Origin of the sequence: Streptomyces sp. NPDC088707 (assembly GCF_044752725.1) — a bacterium.
Classification (GTDB): domain Bacteria; phylum Actinomycetota; class Actinomycetes; order Streptomycetales; family Streptomycetaceae; genus Streptomyces.
The window spans coordinates 244,322-262,642 of the sequence record NZ_JBIVLV010000009.1 but is presented as its reverse complement, the minus strand read 5'-3'; the positions used below and the strand labels follow the sequence as shown (position 1 = coordinate 262,642).

Here is an 18,321-nt window from a genome sequence, read left to right as displayed (position 1 = left end):
CGCCGCAGCGTACAGAAGCGGGCCGAAACACCGAACCAGGAGCCGGAAACCCGGCCCCCGGAACACCAGTGATCAGAAGCGACGCGTGATCAGCGCGCGCTTCACTTCCTGGATCGCCTTCGTGACCTCGATGCCACGCGGGCAGGCGTCCGTGCAGTTGAACGTCGTGCGGCAACGCCACACGCCGTCCTTGTCGTTCAGGATCTCCAGGCGCTGCTCACCGGCCTCGTCACGCGAGTCGAAGATGAAGCGGTGCGCGTTGACGATCGCGGCCGGACCGAAGTACTGGCCGTCGTTCCAGAAGACCGGGCAGGACGACGTGCACGCGGCGCACAGGATGCACTTGGTGGTGTCGTCGAAGCGCTCGCGGTCCTCGGCGGACTGCAGGCGCTCGCGCGTCGGCTCGTTGCCCTTGGTGACCAGGAACGGCATGACGTCCCGGTACGCCTGGAAGAACGGCTCCATGTCGACCACGAGGTCCTTGAGGACCGTGAGGCCCTTGATGGCCTCGACCGTGATCGGCTTCTCGGGGTTGATGTCCTTGATCAGCGTCTTGCAGGCGAGCCTGTTCTTGCCGTTGATCCGCATCGCGTCCGAGCCGCAGATGCCGTGCGCGCACGAGCGACGGAAGGTCAGCGTGCCGTCGACGTCCCACTTGATCTTGTGAAGGGCGTCGAGCACGCGCTCCTTCGGGTCGATCTCGATCTGGAAGTCCTCCCAGACCGACGCGTCCGACACCTCGGGGTTGAAGCGGCGGATCCGCATCGTGACCGTGATGTAGGGGGAGGCCGCGGAGTCCTTCTCCACCTTGTCCAGTACGGGGGTAGCCATCAGTACTTACGCTCCATCGGCTGGTAGCGGGTCGTCACGACCGGCTTGTAGTCGAGACGGACGGTCTCGGAGCCGTCCTCGCCGACCTCGCGGTACGCCATGGTGTGGCGCATGAAGTTGACGTCGTCGCGGTTCGGGTAGTCCTCGCGGTAGTGACCGCCGCGGGACTCCTTGCGCGCCAGGGCCGAGACGGCCATGACCTCGGCCAGTTCGAGCAGGTTGCCCAGCTCGATGGCCTCCAGGAGGTCCGTGTTGAAGCGCTTGCCCTTGTCCTGGATGGACACGTTCTCGTAGCGCTCGCGCAGCTCGGCGATCTTCTCGACGGCCGTCTTGATGGTCTGCTCCGTGCGGAACACCATCACGTTCGCGTCCATCGTCTCCTGGAGCTCACGGCGGATGTCGGCCACCCGCTCGTTGCCCGTGGAGTTGCGCAGCTTCTCGATCTGGGCGACGACCAGCGACTCCGGGTTCTCCGGCAGCTCGACGAAGTCGTGCTTGGCGGAGTACTCGGCGGCGGCGATGCCGGACCGCTTGCCGAAGACGTTGATGTCGAGCAGCGAGTTGGTGCCCAGACGGTTGGCGCCGTGCACGGAGACACAGGCGACCTCGCCGGCCGCGTACAGGCCCGGGACGACGGTGGTGTTGTCCGCCAGGACCTCACCCTCGACGTTCGTCGGGATGCCGCCCATGGCGTAGTGCGCGGTGGGCTGGATCGGGATCGGGTCCGTGTACGGCTCGATGCCGAGGTACGTACGCGCGAACTCGGTGATGTCCGGGAGCTTGGCGTCGAGCTGCTCCGGCGGAAGGTGCGTCAGGTCCAGGTAGACGTGGTCGCCCTCGGGACCGCAGCCGCGGCCCTCGCGGATCTCCGTGTAGATGGAGCGGGAGACGACGTCACGGGACGCGAGGTCCTTCATGACCGGCGCGTACTTCTCCATGAAGCGCTCGCCGTCCTTGTTGCGGAGGATGCCGCCCTCACCGCGGGCGCCCTCCGTCAGCAGGATGCCCATGCGCCAGATGCCCGTCGGGTGGAACTGGAAGAACTCCATGTCCTCCAGCGGCAGGCCGCGCCGGTAGCAGGCCGCCTGGCCGTCACCCGTCAGCGTGTGCGCGTTGGAGGTCACCTTGAAGAACTTGCCCGTGCCGCCGGAAGCGTAGATCACGGCCTTGGCCTGGAAGATGTGGATCTCACCGGTGGCCAGCTCGTACGCGACGACGCCGGCGGACTTCTTGACGCCGTCGACCTCGGTGATCAGCTGGTCCAGGACGTAGAACTCGTTGAAGAACTCCACGCCCTCCTTGACGCAGTTCTGGTACAGCGTCTGGAGGATCATGTGGCCGGTGCGGTCCGCGGCGTAGCAGGACCGGCGGACCGGGGCCTCGCCGTGGTTGCGGGAGTGGCCGCCGAAGCGGCGCTGGTCGATGGTGCCGTTCGGGGTCCGGTTGAACGGCAGGCCCATCTTCTCCAGGTCGAGGACGGCGTCGATGGCCTCCTTCGCCAGGATCTCGGCGGCGTCCTGGTCGACCAGGTAGTCACCGCCCTTGACCGTGTCGAAGGTGTGCCACTCCCAGTTGTCCTCCTCCACGTTCGCCAGCGCGGCGGCCATGCCGCCCTGCGCGGCGCCCGTGTGGGAGCGGGTGGGGTAGAGCTTCGTCAGCACCGCGGTGCGGCTGCGCTTCGTCGACTCGATGGCGGCGCGCATGCCCGCGCCACCGGCGCCGACGATGACGGTGTCGTACTTGTGGATCTTCATGACGTGGATTACCTCAGCCCCGTGCCTAGCGGATGTTCGGGTCGAAGGTGAAGATCACCAGCGTGCCCAGAAGGATGGTGAACACCGTGGCGGTGTACAGCAGGCCCTTGAGCCACAGGCGCGTGTTGGCCCGCTCCGCGTAGTCGTTGATGACGGTACGGAGGCCGTTGGCGCCGTGCAGCATGGCGAGCCAGAGCATCAGCAGGTCCCAGACCTGCCAGAACGGGGACGCCCAGCGGCCGGCCACGAAGGCGAAGCCGATCTTGGAGACGCCGCCGTCCAGGAAGAGCTGGATCAGCAGGTGGCCGAGGACCAGGACGACGAGGACCACGCCCGAGAGGCGCATGAAGAGCCACGCGGCCATCTCGAAGTTGCCGCGGGTCGCGCGCGGGGTCTTGCCGGTGCGCTTGCGGGGGGCCTCGATGTACGGCGCGGGGTTGTCCACGTCGTAGTGTGCGCCGCCCTCGACGGGACCGATCGTGGTGGAGGTGGTGTCAGCAGACATATCTGGCGTCAGCTCCCGAACAATTCACGTGCGGCGTGACCAAGGATGGGGTACAGCGAGCCCGCCATCAGCACGACCCAGACGCCCACGACGGTCCAGAGCATCTGCTTCTGGTAGCGCGGGCCCTTGGACCAGAAGTCCACGGCGATGACACGGAGACCGTTCAGCGCGTGGAAGAGGATGGCAGCGACGAGGCCGTACTCGAGGAGAGCGACGATCGGCGTCTTGTAGGTCGCGACGACCTCGTCGTACGCCTCGGGGGAGACGCGGACGAGAGCGGTGTCCAGCACGTGTACGAACAGGAAGAAGAAGATGAGGACGCCGGTGACTCGATGAGCCACCCAGCTCCACATTCCTTCCCGGCCGCGGTACAGCGTTCCAGCCGGCACGGAAAAACCCTCCGGGAGCGGGGATCAGGGTCGGCCGGCTTCTCTGTCGGTCTGACCCGGCCGGGTACGGTCCACCGGCCCCGGTCATCGTAGCGACGACTTGTCGGTTCGCTCGCGCGGGGTCCATCGGTGTGATCAAACAGGCACGGACGGGCTATCGCACAGGCCGGAATCGTTGCATTCCGGACGGATTCACGGCCCGGAGTGTCGCGGTGTGAGGGTCTCCGCGAGTCGGAATGCCAGCCGGGCGCGGGCGAGCCGCCTCAGTTCGTCGGCGGCGACCACGCGTTCCTCCTCCGGTTCGTTGCCGAGACGTGACCGAATGCCTGCCAATACCTGGTCGAGACGCTCCCCGGGGCGCACTCCGTCGAGGCTGATCACGAACGCATGTCCGAAACTGCTCTCGTACGCGGCGTGGGCGGCCCGCAGCGCGGTCCGCGCGGCCGGCGGGGCGCCGGGGTGCGGCGGGGCCGAGGACTCGGCGGCCAGGGCCTCGTCGAGGTCGGCGCGGGACAGGTCGTACCCGGCCTCGTCGGCGGCGGCGAGCAGCGCGTCGACGGTGGGGTACGGGCGGTGCGCCGCCACCCGCTCGGCCCAGCGGATGCTGTGGCAGCACGAGAGGAGCAGGGTCTCGGCCTCGGCGGGCGAGGCGGCGTTGAAGCCCGCGAGGCCGCGGACGGAGGGGCCCTGGTTCTGGGCGGGTATGGCAGGCGTGTCCGTGGAGCCCGGCTTGCGGCAGGGGACGTGGGTGTCGCTGGTCAGCGTGGGCTCCGGTACTCCGGGACGGGTGGGGCGGCTCGCGCGCGGGACGGGCGCGATGGGGTGGGTGTGACGCAACGTTACCGACGGGACGGGGGAAGTGTCCGACGGATGCGCGAATTTCACCCGGAAGGGAGAGTTTCGGAACAGGTGATGGACGAATGCGTTCCGGTCGCGGGGCCGTCGTGTCCCCCGATTGGCCGGACCGCCCGCCGTACGGGAGGATTCCGAATGATGCGGTACTCCATACGAGGGCCCCACAAGGGCCCCGCACTCCTGGCGACGGCGGTGGCACTGGCCACCGTGGCGGCCTGCTCCGGCGGATCACCCGCCGGCTCGGGCACGTCCGCCGCCGCCCCCTCCGGCACGACCTCCGGCACGTCCGCGAGCGCGGCGCCCACCAGCGCGCCGCCCAGCCCGACGCCCACGCCGACCCGGACCTACCCGCTCTCCACCGCGCCCCGCACGATCCCCGCGGTCCGCGACCACGAGGCCGCCCGCGGACCCGGCTGGAAGCCCGCGGCCCCCGCCGGGGTCGTCGTCGCGGCGAACAGCGCGGGCCTCGCCGACGAGGGGAGGCTCCTCGCCGGTGAGCTCGGCATCCCGTACCGCGGCACCGTCGCCGCCGGGCCCGGGGACGTCGAACTGGCGCTCGGCGGGACCGGAGCCCGCGAGTCGTACACCCTGACCGTCCGTGACAACCGGGTCCGGATCACCGGCCCCGACGAGGCCGGGGTCTTCTACGGCACCCGCACCCTCAAGCAGTCGGTGAAGGGCACCGGCGCGATGCCCGAGGGCGTCGTCACCGACGCGCCCGCCAAGCCCCAGCGCGGGCTGAACGTCGACATCGCCCGCAAGTACTTCACCGCCGGCTGGATCGAGGCCCGGCTGCGCGAGATGGCCGACCTCAAGCTCAACCAGTTCGGTCTGCACTTCTCCGACGACCAGGGCTTCCGTATCGCCTCGGACTCCCACCCCGAGATCGTCTCCGCGCAGCACCTCAGCAAGGCCGAGGTGCGCCGGATCCTCGCCCTCGCGCAGAGCCTGCACATCACCGTCGTGCCCGAGATCGACTCGCCCGGACACCTCGGCGCCGTCCTGCGCGCCCACCCGGACCTCCAGCTGCGCAACGTCCAGGGGGTGCCGCGGCAGGGCGCCATCGACATCTCCAAGCCGGCCTCGGCGCGGATCGTCGACGACCTGCTGCGCGAGTACTCCGCACTCTTCCCGGGCGGCTGGTTCCACGTCGGCGCCGACGAGTACCAGGCGCTGACCGTCCGCAGCCCGGCCGCCTCCTACCCGCAGCTGGCCACGGCGGCCCGCCAGAAGTACGGCCCCCAGGCCGGCGTCCAGGACCTCGCGGAGGGCTGGCTGAACGACCGCGCCGCCGTCGTGCGCGCGGCCGGGAAGACGGCCAAGGCCTGGAACGACGGCTTCTTCCGCGGCGGCGTCGTCACCGCGGACCAGCGCATCGAGGTCGAGTACTGGACGGGCAAGGAGATCGGCGCGCGTCCGCCCGCCGAGTACCTGGCCGAGGGCCGCAAGGTCGTGAACCTCAACGACGAGTACCTGTACTACGTCCTCGGCGAGCCGAACCAGTTCACGTACCCCACGGGCCGCCGCATCTACGAGCAGTGGACCCCCCTGGTCCTCCGCGGCACGACCCCGGTCGCCGCCCGGTACGACCCCCAGATCCTGGGCGCCCGCTTCGCGGTCTGGTGCGACCTGTCGGCGGCCCAGACCCCGACCCAGGTGGCGAACGGCATCCGCATGCCCCTGACGGCCCTCGCCCAGAAGGTCTGGGACGCCAGGACCCCGACCCTGACGTGGGACCAGTTCAGGACCCTGGCGACACAGGTGCGGGGCTGACCTGCGGCTTTCCTGTGGACGCACCGCGGCCTGATCGCATACGTTCCCCCGGCGGCGGCCGAGCGGCCGCCGCCGGCGTCTCGGGGAGGGGCGTCGCTCTTCCCTGGGGGGACGCACACCCATGCTCCGCAATCCGAACGGCCTTTCGTATGCCGTCGTCGCCCTGCTCGCGGGCAACATTCTCTTCGACGTCGTGCTCGGCGCGATCGAGCTCCGCTTCCTGTTCTCCGACAGCGCCGCGGACTACTTCGATCCGGCCGTGTTCGGCGCTCTCGACCTGAACGTGGCCTACAGCATGGCGTTCACGCTGTACGTGGCGACCGGGATCGTCTTCATCGTCTGGTTCCACCGGCTACGCAAGAACGCCCAGGTCTGGGCCGGCGACCTGCAGAGCCGGAAGCCGGGCTGGGCCATCGGCGGCTGGTTCATCCCGATCGGCAACCTGTGGATTCCGCGCGGAATCGCCGTCGACGTCTGGCGGGCCAGCCGCCGGCATCCGTACGCGGCCGACGGGGCGCGAGAGCTGACGCTCCTCAACGCGTGGTGGGTGTGCTGGGCCGCTGACATGGTGCTGGACCGGATCGCCGCCCAGCTGTACAACGCGGCCGAGACGGCCGATGCCTATGTCACCGCGTCGGTCTGGGCCCTCGCGGGCTACGGCCTCGACATCGTCGCCGCCGTCCTCGCGATCCTTCTCGTCCGCCGTCTGACCTCTATGCAGCACGCCAAAGCCACTGGCATGATTCCGGCCGCGCAGTGACGAAAAAGCGCCGTCCGGCGCAGTAGGGGAAGTACTGCGTCCGCATCGGGTGGCAAGGAGGCGTCCATGACGTCGGCGACGGGCCGGAGCCTGCTGGAACTGATCGACGGGGCCGATGAGCGGGGCCTGGCCGCAGCCGGTCTCGCCTGCCTCGACCGCTGCCTCCCGCTGCTCGCCGGTGACCGGGGCGACGCCCTGCGCCCCGCGTGGGCCGCCGTCGCGCGCGGCGACGGCGAGGCATGGGGCGAAGCCGTCGCCAAGGCCCGGGTCGAACTGGACGTGGAGCCCGGCGCCGACGGCGCGGACGGCGGGGCCGTGCGCGGCATGCTCGCCGACGCCCCGGCGACCTGGACGGCCGACGCCCTGCGCGGCTGGGCCGCCGCGTGCTCCGTCACCGCCCTCGCCCTGCACGGGCGGTACGACGCCGCCGACGTGCCCGACGGACTCGTCGAGCGCTGCCGGGCCGGCGACGCGGACGGCGCGGGCCCGCTGCTCGCGGGAGAGCTCCGCCGTCAGCAGGCCGTCCTCGACTCGGTCGCGCACGGCCCGACCGGTCTGCGCCGGGCCCGTGAACTCTCCGTCGAGGGCGGCCGGGTGCTGCGCGCGGTCGTCTCCCGCCGGGCCCGCACCTCCTGAGGCTGCCCTAGGCCCCGTCATCGAACTCCCGTCTGCCGGGCGACGACGGGAGTTCGACGACAGGACCTAGGAGTCCGCCTCGGGGGCCGTGATCGTCACCGAGGCGATCGTCTCGGCGATCTGCCGCTCGGCCGTCGCCTTGTCGAGGCCGAGACCCGTCAGCACGCCCGTACCGTCCTCGTGCTCCAGGAGGGCCAGCAGGATGTGTTCGGTCCCGACGTAGGAGTGGCCGAGGCGCAGCGCCTCGCGGAACGTCAGCTCCAGGACCTTCTTCGAGTCCGCGTCGAACGGAATCAGCGCCGGGATCTTCTCGGCCCGCGGCGGCAGTGTCGGGGTCACCGCGTCGCGCACCGCCTCCGCCGTCACGTCGTGCGCGGCCAGCCATCGCATGGCGAGCGCCTCGGGGTCGGCGAGCAGGCCGAGGACGAGGTGACCGGGCACGATCTCCGCGTGGGCGGCCGTCCGGGCCTCCTCCTGCGAGGCCACGACCACCTTGCGGGCGCGGGGGGTGAAGCGGCTGAACCCCGCGTTCGGGTCCATCTGGACGTCGTCGGGGCCCTTCGGCACGAAGCGCTTCTGGGCCGCCTGGCGGGTGACGCCCATGCTGCGGCCGATGTCGGTCCAGGAGGCGCCGGAGCGCCGGGCCTGGTCCACGAAGTGGCCGATGAGGTGATCGGCGACGTCGCCGAGGTGGTCCGCCGCGATGACCGCGCCGGAGAGCTGGTCCAGCGCGTCGGGGTGGACCTTCTTGATCGCGTCGATGAGTTCGTCGAGGCGGACAGGGACATTCATGCCGACTGGATTCGTCATGAGGCAACCCTAGGTTGACACTTCTCCACCGTCAACCGCTGGTTGACACCCCTGAGGAAGTGCGTGAGAGGGCGGGAACATGGGAGACGGCCGGGGTCGCCACCCCCCACAGGAGAGACCCCGGCCGTCGTCCACGGAGCCGCAGCACGGTTCCGTACTCCATTCAGCGCCGGGAGTGCGCTTTCTGTCACACCGCGACCGCGCCGGCGGCATCCCGCACACCACCGCCCGAAGGTTGCAAGTTGTACAAAGAGCCCGGACCGCGTGGACGCGGCGCCGCGACACGACGTAGCGTGCAGATGCGCGAGACGGCGTGGCGGTGGTGACCAGCCGCGATGAGGCGACGACGCGACCGACGAACAGGGTTTGGGGAGTGCTGGGGGACGACGCGGAGCTGACGGCCGCGGTGCTCGCTGCACAGGACGGGGACGAGGACGCGTTCCGTACTGTGTATCGCGCCGTGCATCCACGGTTGCTCGGCTACATACGCACACTGGTGGGCGACATCGAGGCGGAGGACGTCGCCTCGGAGGCCTGGCTCCAGATAGCCCGCGACCTCGACCGCTTCGACGGCGACGCGGACCGCTTCCGCGGCTGGGCGGCCCGGATCGCCCGCAACCGCGCCCTCGACCACGTCCGCATGCGCGGCAGGCGCCCCGCCGTCGGCGCCGACGAGACCGAACTCACCGACAAGCCCGCCGCGTCCGACACCGCGGGCGAAGCCCTGGAGGCGCTGGCCACCGGCCACACCATGCAGCTGATCGCCCAGCTTCCGCAGGACCAGGCCGAGGCCGTCGTCCTGCGCGTCGTCGTCGGCCTCGACGCCAAGACCGCCGCCGACACCCTGGGGAAACGCCCCGGAGCCGTCCGTACCGCGGCCCACCGCGGCCTCAAGAAGCTGGCCGAACTCCTCGGTGTGGACGGCGAGACGACCGGACCGGACGGCACCGGCGGGGCCGTCGTCCCGCTGGACGGTGTGCCTCCGCAACGCGGGCGCGTGCCGGGGCCCGTGGCCCCGGGCGGTGTGACGCAATCGCGTCCGCGTACGCAGAAGGACATGTGATGGCCGACGAGCGGTACCAGTGGCTCGACCAGGAGGCCGCGGAGCGGCTGCTCCGCGGCGAGCCGGTCGAAGCCGTCGACGACCACGCGCGTTCCCGGGCCGAGCGCCTGGCCGGAGCCCTCGACGCGGCCCGCACCCTGGCCGACCCCCCGGCCGCGCGCACCGAACTCCCGGGCGAGGCCGCCGCGCTCGCCGCCTTCCGCGCGGCGCACGCCGAGCGCGCCGCCGCGGCCCCCGCCGCCGAGGCCGCAGCGGGCCGCACCGAACAGGCCGAACTCGGCCGCGTGCGGCTCGCCCCCGTGCCCGCCCCCCGCCCCCGCTGGGGACGCTCCCTCCGCTACGGACTCGCCGCCGCGGTCGCCGCCGTCACCGTCGGAGGGGTCGCCGTCGCCGCGGGAACGGGTGTGCTGCCCATGGTCGGGGGTCCCGCGCCCGCCAGCTCCGTCACGGCGGGCGAGCACGCCGACCCGCTCGTCTCGGAGGACCCCGGCATACGCAAGGACCCGGAGGCGCCCACGACGGAACCGGACGGCGACCGTACGCCCGGCGCGTCCCCCTCGGCCGGCACCACCCCGCCGTCCACCGGAGCCCCCGACGGGCAGGGCACGGGCACCCAGGGTCCTGGCACCCCGAAGCCGGGCAGGAGCACACCGGGCACCGGCACGGCGACGGACCCGGGCGGACCGGGCGGGTCGACCGGCGGCAAGGACGGCGGCACAGGAGGTACGGGCGGCGACCCGAACACCACCACGGGCCGGGAGAAGGTCCTCAAGGCCTGCCGGGCGTTCCGCTCGGGGCAGCTCGACGCCACCGGCCGCAAGGGGCTCACGAGCGTCCTGCGCGACGGCGAGACCCTGCGCCGCTACTGCGACCGGATCCTCGGCGGCACGGCCGCGCCCCAGGACGGCGACGGCGGCAAGGACGGCTCGAAGGACGAGTCCGACGACGATCCCAAGGGCGACGACCCCAAAGGCGGCGGGAGCGACCGGGGAAGCGGCGACCGCGACGGCCGGGGCGACGACCGCGACGGCCGGGACCGCCGCGACACGGCCCGTTCCTCGGCCCCCGACACCGCCGGTCTCACCGCCGTACTGCCCCTCGGGCCCCTCGGAATCGGCGTCGGCGCACGCGTTCCGCTCCCGGTGTAACACTTCTGGACCCGTCGGCGCAGTAATGAGTGTGCCGACTGGTCATCGGCCGCGCAGTGAGCCGGGGTTCCCCCCGTACCTACGGCTCCGCGCACATGGCGCGGGTGGGACACGTTCCCCCGGTCCCACCCGCGCCCTCTCCCTCCCCCCTCCCGGGTCACCGGTCGACGGGGTCCCCGGTCACCAGTGGACGACGACCTTGTCGCCGACCTTCACCTGGTCGAAGAGGGTCGTGAGCTTGACCCGGTCCCGGACGTTGACGCAGCCGTGCGAGGCCCCGTTGTAGCCGCGCGCCGCGAAGTCCGCCGAGTAGTGCACCGCCTGGCCGCGGCTGAAGTACATCGAGAGCGGCATCGGCGTGTGGTACAGCCGGGACCAGTCCTGCCGGACCTTGCGCTCCACGGTGAAGACGCCCTCGCGGGTCGGGGTGTTCTCCGAGCCGAAGCGGACGTCCATCGACGAGACGACCTTGCCGTCGATCATCCAGGCGAGGGTCCGGCTCTCCTTGCTGATGCACAGCACCCGGCCGGTCAGGCACCGCGCGTCGGGCGTGTCCAGCTCGTTGGTCGTCGACGGCTTCAGCTCGTCGGCGGTCGGCTTCCGGCTCGCGCCGAGCAGCCGCTGCCAGGTCTCCTCGTCGACCGATCCCGTCGGGGGCAGACCCTGCTTCTTCTGGAAGGCCTTGACCGAGCCGGCCGTCATCGTCCCGTAGAAGCCGGTGGGCGCCCGGTCGAAGTACGTGAGCTGCCGCAGCCGTGCCTGGAGCTCGCGGACCTGCTCGTTCTCGTCCCCGTCGCCCATCAGGGCCTTGGGCTTCGCGGTCCCGGAAGGCGTCCCGGAGGGCGTCTCCGTGGGCGCGTCGGTGGGCGTCGCCGCGGAGTCCGAGGGGGACGGGGGCCTGCCGTCGTCGGCGGGGGCGTCGGTCGGCGCGGGGGCCGAGGTCGCCGGCGCGTTCGTCGGGCTTCCGGAGCCGCCTCCGGAGCCGGCCGCCTGGGCCGTGCAACCGGCGGCGAGGGCCACCGAGGCCGCTGCCAGAACCACTCTGCGTATGACGGAAGAAGACCGCTTCACTGGTGTTGCCCCCCGGGACGATTCGTATGTACCCAGAGATGCTTCCCGCGCGTGTGCGGTTGCGCGCGCAGGTCACGATCCGCGCATGCTGTGAGCAGGGCCCAATCTCATCGGGAGGCACAGCCAATGGCGCGCGAGTCGGAGTCGGGACTGCCCATCGAGCCGGTCTACGGACCGGAGGCCCTGGAGGGCTGGGATCCGGCGGAGAAGCTGGGCGAGCCGGGCACGTACCCCTTCACCCGCGGGGTGTACCCGTCGATGTACACCGGCCGGCCGTGGACGATGCGCCAGTACGCGGGCTTCGGCACCGCGGTGGAGTCCAACGCCCGGTACAAGCAGCTGATCGCCAACGGCACCATGGGCCTCTCCGTCGCCTTCGACCTGCCGACGCAGATGGGCCACGACTCGGACGCGCCGATCGCCTCGGGCGAGGTCGGCAAGGTGGGGGTCGCGATCGACTCGGTCGAGGACATGCGGATCCTGTTCGACGGCATCCCGCTGGACAAGGTCTCCACGTCGATGACGATCAACGCCCCCGCCGCCCTGCTGCTGCTGATGTACCAGCTGGTCGGCGAGGAGCAGGGGGTCCCGGCGGACCGGCTGACCGGCACGATCCAGAACGACGTGCTGAAGGAGTACATCGCCCGCGGCACGTACATCTTCCCGCCCAAGCCCTCCCTCCGGCTGATCGCGGACGTCTTCAAGTACTGCCGGGCCGAGATCCCGAAGTGGAACACGATCTCGATCTCCGGCTACCACATGGCGGAGGCCGGCGCCTCGCCCGCGCAGGAGATCGCGTTCACCCTCGCCGACGGCATCGAGTACGTGCGGACCGCCGTCGCCGCGGGGATGGACGTCGACGACTTCGCCCCCCGGCTCTCCTTCTTCTTCGTGGCCCGCACGACGATCCTGGAGGAGGTCGCGAAGTTCCGGGCGGCCCGCAGGATCTGGGCCCGGGTCATGAAGGACGAGTTCGGCGCGGAGAACCCCAAGTCGCTGATGCTCCGCTTCCACACCCAGACCGCGGGAGTGCAGCTGACCGCCCAGCAGCCCGAGGTCAACCTCGTCCGCGTCGCCGTCCAGGGCCTCGCCGCCGTGCTCGGCGGGACGCAGTCGCTGCACACCAACTCCTTCGACGAGGCGATCGCCCTGCCGACGGACAAGTCCGCCCGCCTGGCCCTGCGCACCCAGCAGGTCCTGGCGTACGAGACGGACGTGACCGCGACCGTGGACCCGTTCGCCGGCTCGTACGTGGTGGAGCGCATGACCGACGACGTCGAGGCGGCCGCCCTGGAGCTGATGGGCCGGGTCGAGGAGATGGGCGGCGCGGTCAGCGCCATCGAGCGCGGCTTCCAGAAGGGCGAGATCGAGCGGTCGGCGTACCGGATCGCGCAGGAGACCGAGAGCGGCGAACGGGTCGTCGTCGGCGTCAACCGCTACACGGTCGACGTCGAGGAGCCGTACGAGCCGCTGCGCGTCGACCCGGCGATCGAGGCCCAGCAGGCCGAACGGCTCGCCGCCCTGCGGGCCGGGCGGGACGGGGCGGCGGTGGACGCGGCCCTCGCGGAGCTGAGGAGGGCGGCCGCGGGCACGGACAACGTCCTGTATCCGATGAAGGAGGCCCTCAGGGCCCGCGCCACCGTCGGCGAGGTCTGCGGCGCGCTGCGGGAGGTGTGGGGCACGTACGTCCCGACCGACGCGTTCTGATCCTCCGTGCTACGAAACACGGACGAAGTGCCGCACTGACATGCGGCATCACGGCCCATAAGAACGCGTCCTGAGCTGCGGAAACGCAATGACCCCGCCCCTCGTCCGGAGAGAGCGGGGCCGCTCTGCGCGTTCGGCCGGAGGCCGGCCGCCCGCTACCGGGGCCGGCCCGCGATGACGAACCCGCGGGTGGGCTTGCGGCTCGCGGCAGCGGCCGCGGCGGCGAGGGTGGCCTCCGTGATGTCCTGGCCGGCGTCGTCCACCACTCGCCAGGGGCCGGCCTGATTCTGCGGATCCTCCGGTGTCAGGTTCCCGGGAATCCCGTACCGGCGCATCACGTCGTGCAGTGACGAAACCTCGCTCGCATCCATGGTGCTCTCCCTACGTCGGCAGGCTGCCGAGCCTATTCGTCGCCGCCGCCGTGGGTCGCGCAGTTGCCGGGGTTGATCGGGCCGCAGCCCCCGGGCGGGGTGTGCCTGATCACCCCGACCAGCTCCCCGACGCGGCCGGTCCAGAGTTCGGCGTCGGGGGTGTGGCCGGCCTGCTCGATGAGGGCGACGGTGCGGGTGATGACATCCGGGTCATGGCGGGCCGCGTCGGGGCGCTCGGGGTAGTGGTGGACGAAGCGGCCGAGACGGCTGCACAGGGCTGCGTACGGGTAAGTGTGGAGGATGAGGGCGTGCCAGCCCGCGTCCACCTCGCTGGTGGGGGAGATGCGCGCCGTCGGGAAGAGCGACGCGGCGTGCACGAACTTCGCGGCCTCGATGACAACACGCTCGGCCGTCGTGGAGTCCATGCCGGGGTGGTCGTCGAGGACCGTTTGCGTCGCGCCGGCGAAGTACGCCTCGCCCAGCAGGGCTCGGGCGCCGGGCGGGTTGCCGGGCGGCTCGGGACTGGACGAGCAGGGCGTGGGGTTGCCGTTCGTGCAGGCCATGGGTTTCCTCCGGGTCGGTGGATTGCCGATGGGGCGTGGACCCGCCCCGTGTGGGGCGGGAGTCAGCGGGTAATGCCGAGGGAGAGGGCAGCGAGCATGCCGAGGACGATCAGGCAGTAGATCGCCTGCCGCTGCCACTCCCTCACGGGACGGTCGCCGTGAGCGGGGGAAGGTCCGGGCGATCGACGTAGGGCGCGCGTGCCTCCGCCGCCGCGCGGTGATCGCGGAGCGCCGTGACCATGCTGCGGGCGACCATGGCGAGCTGCCGGGCGTACGACCACGAGCCGAGGGGGCCGTTGCCGGGTCCGTCGGCCTGGAGCGTGGCCCAGTCCCGCAGGGCACCCGCCCCGCGCACCGGGCGCCGTTCCGGGGGGATCGTCTCGATGCCATCGGCGAGGTTCGCACAGTGCGTCACGAGCGCGTCCGTCAGCCGGGCGAGCTCCAGGGGGCCGGCGTTCTGCTGCGTCGTGAGGGCCCGGCGGACGGCAGCGAGGGCGGCGTCCTCGACGTGCTCCTCGAGGGACGGGACGATCTGGAGGAGTGCGGTGCCCAGGTCTCCGGCGCTCTCCTCCGGTGCACCGTTCCGCTCGACCCGCTCCCGCATCGGCTGCTCCGTCCGCCCGTGGGCATCTCCGCAGTTCGCGGTACGCCCGGGTCACCTGCAGCCGATGATGTGTGAGCACCGCACCGAGCAGATAGGCCATCGAGCGGCCACGCACGGCCACGTCGCGGCCATGGCCCGCAGGGACCGCGATGACACCGCAGACTGGCGGCATGAGCCGCAATGACGCTCTCCGCGCCGCCCGCCTGCGGGTCGGCTGGCGGTCGATGGAGGCCGCCGCCGCGGCGCTCACCCGGCATGGACAGCAACTCCTCGACGACACCCACTTCAACGTCAGCCCGCGCTCCTGGCGCCGGTGGGAAGGTCAGGAACCGGGCTGGCCGTTGGAAGAAACCGCACTCGTCCTTCACCACGTGTTCGGGAAGTGGCCGGAGGACTTGGGCTTCACGACTCCGCCGGGCTGGTTCCGGCCCGAGCATCACGAAGAGGCCACCATGCGGAACGCCGGCTTTCTCACTGTCACCGCAGCCGCACTCGTCCCCGGGCCGACCGCGCCGCAGCATGTCGACCCTGGCCTCGTCGACTACTTCCAGTCTCAGCTTGAAGGGCACTACCGGGCCGACATGCTCCTCGGCCCACACGACCTCATCGGCACCCTCGGCCCGCAGTACCAGCTCATCGACAAGCTCACCCGCAGCGCGACCGGCGATACCCGCCGCAGGCTGCTCCGGGTCGGCGCCGCGTACGCCGCGCTCGTCGGCTGGCTCTACCAGGACGCCGGCGACCTGAGCGCCGCCGCTTTCTGGCGGGGCGTCACCCAGGAGGTAGCGCTCCGGGCCCGCGACCCGCACCTCGTCGGGTACGCCATGGTGAACTCGGCGCAGGTTCGGACCGACCTCGGCGACGGGGCCGGCGTTGTCGACTTGTGCGAGGCGGCTCTCGACGACGACCAGGTCGTTCCGAAGATCCGCGTGATGGCGATGCAGCAGCAGGCCCACGGCGCCAGCCTCATGCACGACCGTGACGCGGTGGACCGGCTCATCGACGGGGCCGGCCGGATCCTGCCCCGGGACGACGATGACCTTCCCTGGGGTAACGCCTGTCGCCGGACACCTGGGTACCTGGAGGTGCAGCGTGCCACCTGCTACGGCCGGCTCGGCCTCGGTGCCGAGGCGAGCGACCTGTGGTCGCAGGTGCTCGATGCCGTCCCGGCCACCGCCCGGCGGGACCGCGGTGTCTACATGGCACGGCACGCGACGGCTGCCGCGACCGCGCGCGAGCCGGAGCAGGCTGTAGAGATCGCCCGGGACGTCGCAGTGATCGCCGTCGAGACGGGATCCGCACGGATGCGGCGCGAACTGGCCACCCTGGAGCGGGCCATGCGGCCGTGGCAGGATGCCCCGGTCGGGCGGGACCTCGCCGAGGCCCTGGCGCCCGTGACCGAGGGGAGCTGACGATGGGTGTACCTGCGCCGCTGTCGGACGAGGAAATCACCGAGCGTCTTGCTGCGCTGCCCGGGTGGGAGCGGACCGGTGACGAGATCACCCGCACCTATCCGATCCGGTATCACGCGGCGGTGGCAGCGATCGTGACGATCGCGGACCGGTCGCGGCGCGTCCAGCACCATGCGGATCTGGACCTGCGAATGGACCACCTGCGAGCGGCCATCACCACGCATGACGCGAACTATCGGCTGACCGAGGCGGACTTCGACCTTGCCCACCGCATCGACGCGATCGTCGCTGCGCACCAGGCGCTTCCCCTCGACTGACCCCGGGACCGGCGAAGCCGTCCCCCTCCGGAGGCAGAGGGGCGTTGCGGTTCAGCGGTCGTTCTGATCCTCCGCGATCCGATCTTCCGCGATACGAAACACGCAGGCGGAGTGTCGTACTGACATGCGACACTCCGCTTCATGCTGGGTGTCACCGATCTTCCGACCTATCTCGTGGGCCTCGTCCTCATCATCCTCCTGCCGGGGCCGAACTCGCTGTACGTGCTGTCCGTCGCAGCCCGCAAGGGCACCAGGACCGGTTACAAGGCCGCCGCCGGAGTCTTCACCGGCGACGCCGTCCTGATGACGCTGGCCGCGCTCGGCGCGGCCTCGCTCCTCCAGACCACGCCCCTGCTCTTCATGATCGTGAAGTACGCGGGCGCGGGCTATCTGGCCTGGATGGCGTACGGGATGCTGCGCTCGGCCCGGGAGATGTGGCGCTCGCGCGGCGAGGTGGCGGAGGCGGCGGCCGACGGGGCCGAGGGGGCGCAGGCCGGGCCGGGGGAGAACCCGTACCGCAGGGCGCTCGTCATCAGCCTCTTCAACCCGAAGGCGATCCTCTTCCTCATCTCCTTCTTCGTGCAGTTCGTGGACCCCTCGTACGCCTACCCGGCGCTCTCCTTCCTGGTCCTCGGCACGCTCCTGGAGATCGGCAGCTTCCTCTACCTGACGATGCTGATATTCGGTGGCACCCGGCTCGCCGCCGCGTTCCGCCGCCGCCGTCGGCTCTCCGCGGGGGCCACCTCCGCCGCCGGCGCCCTCTTCCTCGGCTTCGCCGCGAAGCTCTCGCTCAGCAGCGCCGCTTGACCCTCACACCGTGTGAGGCCGTTCCGTAGGGGTCGTCATGTTCACCATCGGAGACTTCGCCCGGCACGGGCGGGTGTCGGTCCGGATGCTGCGCCACTACGACGCCATCGGACTGCTGCGCCCGGCCCGGGTCGACCCGCACACGGGCTACCGCTTCTACACGGCGGAACAGCTCGCCCTGCTCAACCGTGTCATCGCGCTCAAGGACCTCGGCTTCACCCTCGAACAGGTGGGGGCGATCCTCGACGAGAAGTTCGACGCGGACGAGCTGCGGGGCATGCTGCGTCTGCGCCAGGCCGAGCTGGAAGCGGCCATGGCGGAGGCGCGGGCACGGCTCGCCCAGGTCGGCGCGCGGCTCCGGGCCATCGAAAGCGAGGGACGCATGTCCACCCAGGACGTCGTCGTCAAGAAGATCCCCGCCGTCCGGATCGCCGAGCTGAGCGCGGTCGCCGCGAGCTTCGGCCCGCAGCACATCGGCCCGGTCATCGGGCCCCTGTACGACGAGCTGTGCGGCCGCCTGGAGGCCGCCGGGCTCACCGGGTTCGGCCCGGGGATCGCGTACTACGAGGACGCGGGCAAGGGCGACGGATCGGTCCTCGTGCACGCCGGCATGACCGTCCCGGAGGGGACGGCCGTGGAGGGCGTCGAGGTGCACGTGCTGCCCGGCATCGAGGAGGCGGCGACCGTCGTCCACCGGGGCTCGATGGACACCATCCTGCCGACCGCGCAGACCCTGGCCCGCTGGATCGAGGCCCACGGGTACGAGACGCGGCACTACGCGCGCGAGCTGTACCTGGAGTGCCCCGAGGACCGCTCCCAGTGGGTGACGGAGATCCAGGAGGAGATCGTCCGCGCCTGACGCGGGACACGTCTTCGCCCGACCCGAGGCACCCCGTACCGTTCCGGCCCGCGGGCCCGGGTCCCCCGCACGGGGCCCGGGCCCGC

General features: G+C 71.3%; 20 protein-coding genes. 10 read left to right on the top strand and 10 right to left on the bottom strand.

Annotation, left to right across the window (positions count from 1 at the left end; translation table 11 throughout):
• Positions 1-72 precede the first annotated feature (72 nt).
• The 5 genes from ACIP84_RS26680 to ACIP84_RS26660 all read right to left on the bottom strand — a co-directional run bounded on the left by ACIP84_RS26680 (position 73) and on the right by ACIP84_RS26660 (position 4,241).
• Positions 73-831, bottom strand: coding sequence for a succinate dehydrogenase iron-sulfur subunit (locus tag ACIP84_RS26680; RefSeq protein WP_015035718.1), 759 nt, complete (start codon positions 829-831; stop codon positions 73-75).
• Positions 831-2,585: a succinate dehydrogenase flavoprotein subunit gene (gene sdhA / locus ACIP84_RS26675; protein ID WP_319310457.1), complete on the bottom strand. Its 1,755-nt coding sequence runs from the start codon at positions 2,583-2,585 to the stop codon at positions 831-833. The genes ACIP84_RS26680 and sdhA overlap by 1 nt, the downstream gene beginning before the upstream one ends.
• A 25-nt stretch (positions 2,586-2,610) precedes the next feature.
• Positions 2,611-3,090, bottom strand: a complete 480-nt coding sequence (locus ACIP84_RS26670; RefSeq protein WP_073910267.1) for a succinate dehydrogenase hydrophobic membrane anchor subunit — start codon at positions 3,088-3,090, stop codon at positions 2,611-2,613.
• A gap of 8 nt (positions 3,091-3,098) precedes the next feature.
• The gene (gene sdhC, locus ACIP84_RS26665; protein WP_073910264.1) at positions 3,099-3,479 is read right to left on the bottom strand and encodes a succinate dehydrogenase, cytochrome b556 subunit; all 381 of its coding nucleotides are present in this window, start codon (positions 3,477-3,479) and stop codon (positions 3,099-3,101) included.
• Positions 3,480-3,671: 192 nt separating this feature from the next.
• A complete protein-coding gene (locus tag ACIP84_RS26660) occupies positions 3,672-4,241 on the bottom strand; it encodes a 2-oxo-4-hydroxy-4-carboxy-5-ureidoimidazoline decarboxylase (protein WP_401801126.1) in 570 nt (189 codons plus the stop codon).
• A gap of 228 nt (positions 4,242-4,469) precedes the next feature.
• On the opposite strand from ACIP84_RS26660, the gene ACIP84_RS26655 reads away from it, so the two are divergent.
• The 3 genes from ACIP84_RS26655 to ACIP84_RS26645 all read left to right on the top strand — a co-directional run bounded on the left by ACIP84_RS26655 (position 4,470) and on the right by ACIP84_RS26645 (position 7,503).
• Positions 4,470-6,107 carry a glycoside hydrolase family 20 protein gene (locus ACIP84_RS26655; protein ID WP_355966350.1) on the top strand — a complete coding sequence of 546 codons (1,638 nt, stop codon included), beginning with the start codon at positions 4,470-4,472 and terminating at the stop codon, positions 6,105-6,107.
• Between the two features lie 121 nt (positions 6,108-6,228).
• Complete coding sequence (locus tag ACIP84_RS26650) at positions 6,229-6,867, top strand: DUF4328 domain-containing protein (protein ID WP_401800905.1); 639 nt, start codon at positions 6,229-6,231, stop codon at positions 6,865-6,867.
• 66 nt (positions 6,868-6,933) lie between these two features.
• On the top strand, positions 6,934-7,503 hold the full coding sequence (locus ACIP84_RS26645) for a hypothetical protein (protein WP_355966355.1): 570 nt from the start codon (positions 6,934-6,936) through the stop codon (positions 7,501-7,503).
• A 66-nt stretch (positions 7,504-7,569) separates the two neighbouring features.
• Here ACIP84_RS26645 and ACIP84_RS26640 read toward each other — a convergent pair whose 3' ends face one another.
• The gene (locus ACIP84_RS26640; RefSeq protein ID WP_401800902.1) at positions 7,570-8,313 is read right to left on the bottom strand and encodes a Clp protease N-terminal domain-containing protein; all 744 of its coding nucleotides are present in this window, start codon (positions 8,311-8,313) and stop codon (positions 7,570-7,572) included.
• 373 nt (positions 8,314-8,686) lie between these two features.
• Here ACIP84_RS26640 and ACIP84_RS26635 point away from each other — a divergent pair, with 373 nt between their 5' ends.
• Both ACIP84_RS26635 and ACIP84_RS26630 read left to right on the top strand, forming a co-directional pair.
• Positions 8,687-9,376, top strand: a complete 690-nt coding sequence (locus tag ACIP84_RS26635) for an RNA polymerase sigma factor (protein WP_355966360.1) — start codon at positions 8,687-8,689, stop codon at positions 9,374-9,376.
• Positions 9,376-10,524, top strand: a complete 1,149-nt coding sequence (locus ACIP84_RS26630; RefSeq protein ID WP_401800899.1) for a hypothetical protein — start codon at positions 9,376-9,378, stop codon at positions 10,522-10,524. The genes ACIP84_RS26635 and ACIP84_RS26630 overlap by 1 nt, the downstream gene beginning before the upstream one ends.
• A gap of 180 nt (positions 10,525-10,704) precedes the next feature.
• Here ACIP84_RS26630 and ACIP84_RS26625 read toward each other — a convergent pair whose 3' ends face one another.
• Positions 10,705-11,565, bottom strand: coding sequence for a peptidoglycan-binding protein (locus ACIP84_RS26625; RefSeq protein ID WP_401800896.1), 861 nt, complete (start codon positions 11,563-11,565; stop codon positions 10,705-10,707).
• A 156-nt stretch (positions 11,566-11,721) separates the two neighbouring features.
• On the opposite strand from ACIP84_RS26625, the gene ACIP84_RS26620 reads away from it, so the two are divergent.
• Positions 11,722-13,302: a methylmalonyl-CoA mutase gene (locus tag ACIP84_RS26620; RefSeq protein ID WP_401800893.1), complete on the top strand. Its 1,581-nt coding sequence runs from the start codon at positions 11,722-11,724 to the stop codon at positions 13,300-13,302.
• A 155-nt stretch (positions 13,303-13,457) separates the two neighbouring features.
• Here ACIP84_RS26620 and ACIP84_RS26615 read toward each other — a convergent pair whose 3' ends face one another.
• From ACIP84_RS26615 to ACIP84_RS26605, 3 genes are all read right to left on the bottom strand, one after another.
• On the bottom strand, positions 13,458-13,673 hold the full coding sequence (locus ACIP84_RS26615) for a hypothetical protein (RefSeq protein WP_355966369.1): 216 nt from the start codon (positions 13,671-13,673) through the stop codon (positions 13,458-13,460).
• Between the two features lie 32 nt (positions 13,674-13,705).
• Entirely contained in the window at positions 13,706-14,236 is a 531-nt protein-coding gene (locus tag ACIP84_RS26610; protein WP_401800890.1) for a glycine-rich domain-containing protein, read from the bottom strand.
• A gap of 142 nt (positions 14,237-14,378) precedes the next feature.
• Complete coding sequence (locus tag ACIP84_RS26605; protein ID WP_401800888.1) at positions 14,379-14,840, bottom strand: DUF6415 family natural product biosynthesis protein; 462 nt, start codon at positions 14,838-14,840, stop codon at positions 14,379-14,381.
• Positions 14,841-15,010: 170 nt separating this feature from the next.
• On the opposite strand from ACIP84_RS26605, the gene ACIP84_RS26600 reads away from it, so the two are divergent.
• The 4 genes from ACIP84_RS26600 (at position 15,011) to ACIP84_RS26585 (ending at position 18,235) form a co-directional block, all read left to right on the top strand.
• Complete coding sequence (locus ACIP84_RS26600; RefSeq protein WP_401800885.1) at positions 15,011-16,252, top strand: Twin-arginine translocation pathway signal; 1,242 nt, start codon at positions 15,011-15,013, stop codon at positions 16,250-16,252.
• Between the two features lie 2 nt (positions 16,253-16,254).
• Positions 16,255-16,569: a 4a-hydroxytetrahydrobiopterin dehydratase gene (locus ACIP84_RS26595; RefSeq protein ID WP_355966378.1), complete on the top strand. Its 315-nt coding sequence runs from the start codon at positions 16,255-16,257 to the stop codon at positions 16,567-16,569.
• Positions 16,570-16,710: 141 nt separating this feature from the next.
• The gene (gene leuE, locus ACIP84_RS26590; protein WP_401800882.1) at positions 16,711-17,376 is read left to right on the top strand and encodes a leucine efflux protein LeuE; all 666 of its coding nucleotides are present in this window, start codon (positions 16,711-16,713) and stop codon (positions 17,374-17,376) included.
• A gap of 37 nt (positions 17,377-17,413) precedes the next feature.
• Positions 17,414-18,235, top strand: coding sequence for a MerR family transcriptional regulator (locus tag ACIP84_RS26585; protein WP_355966384.1), 822 nt, complete (start codon positions 17,414-17,416; stop codon positions 18,233-18,235).
• The last annotated feature ends 86 nt before the right edge of the window (positions 18,236-18,321 follow it).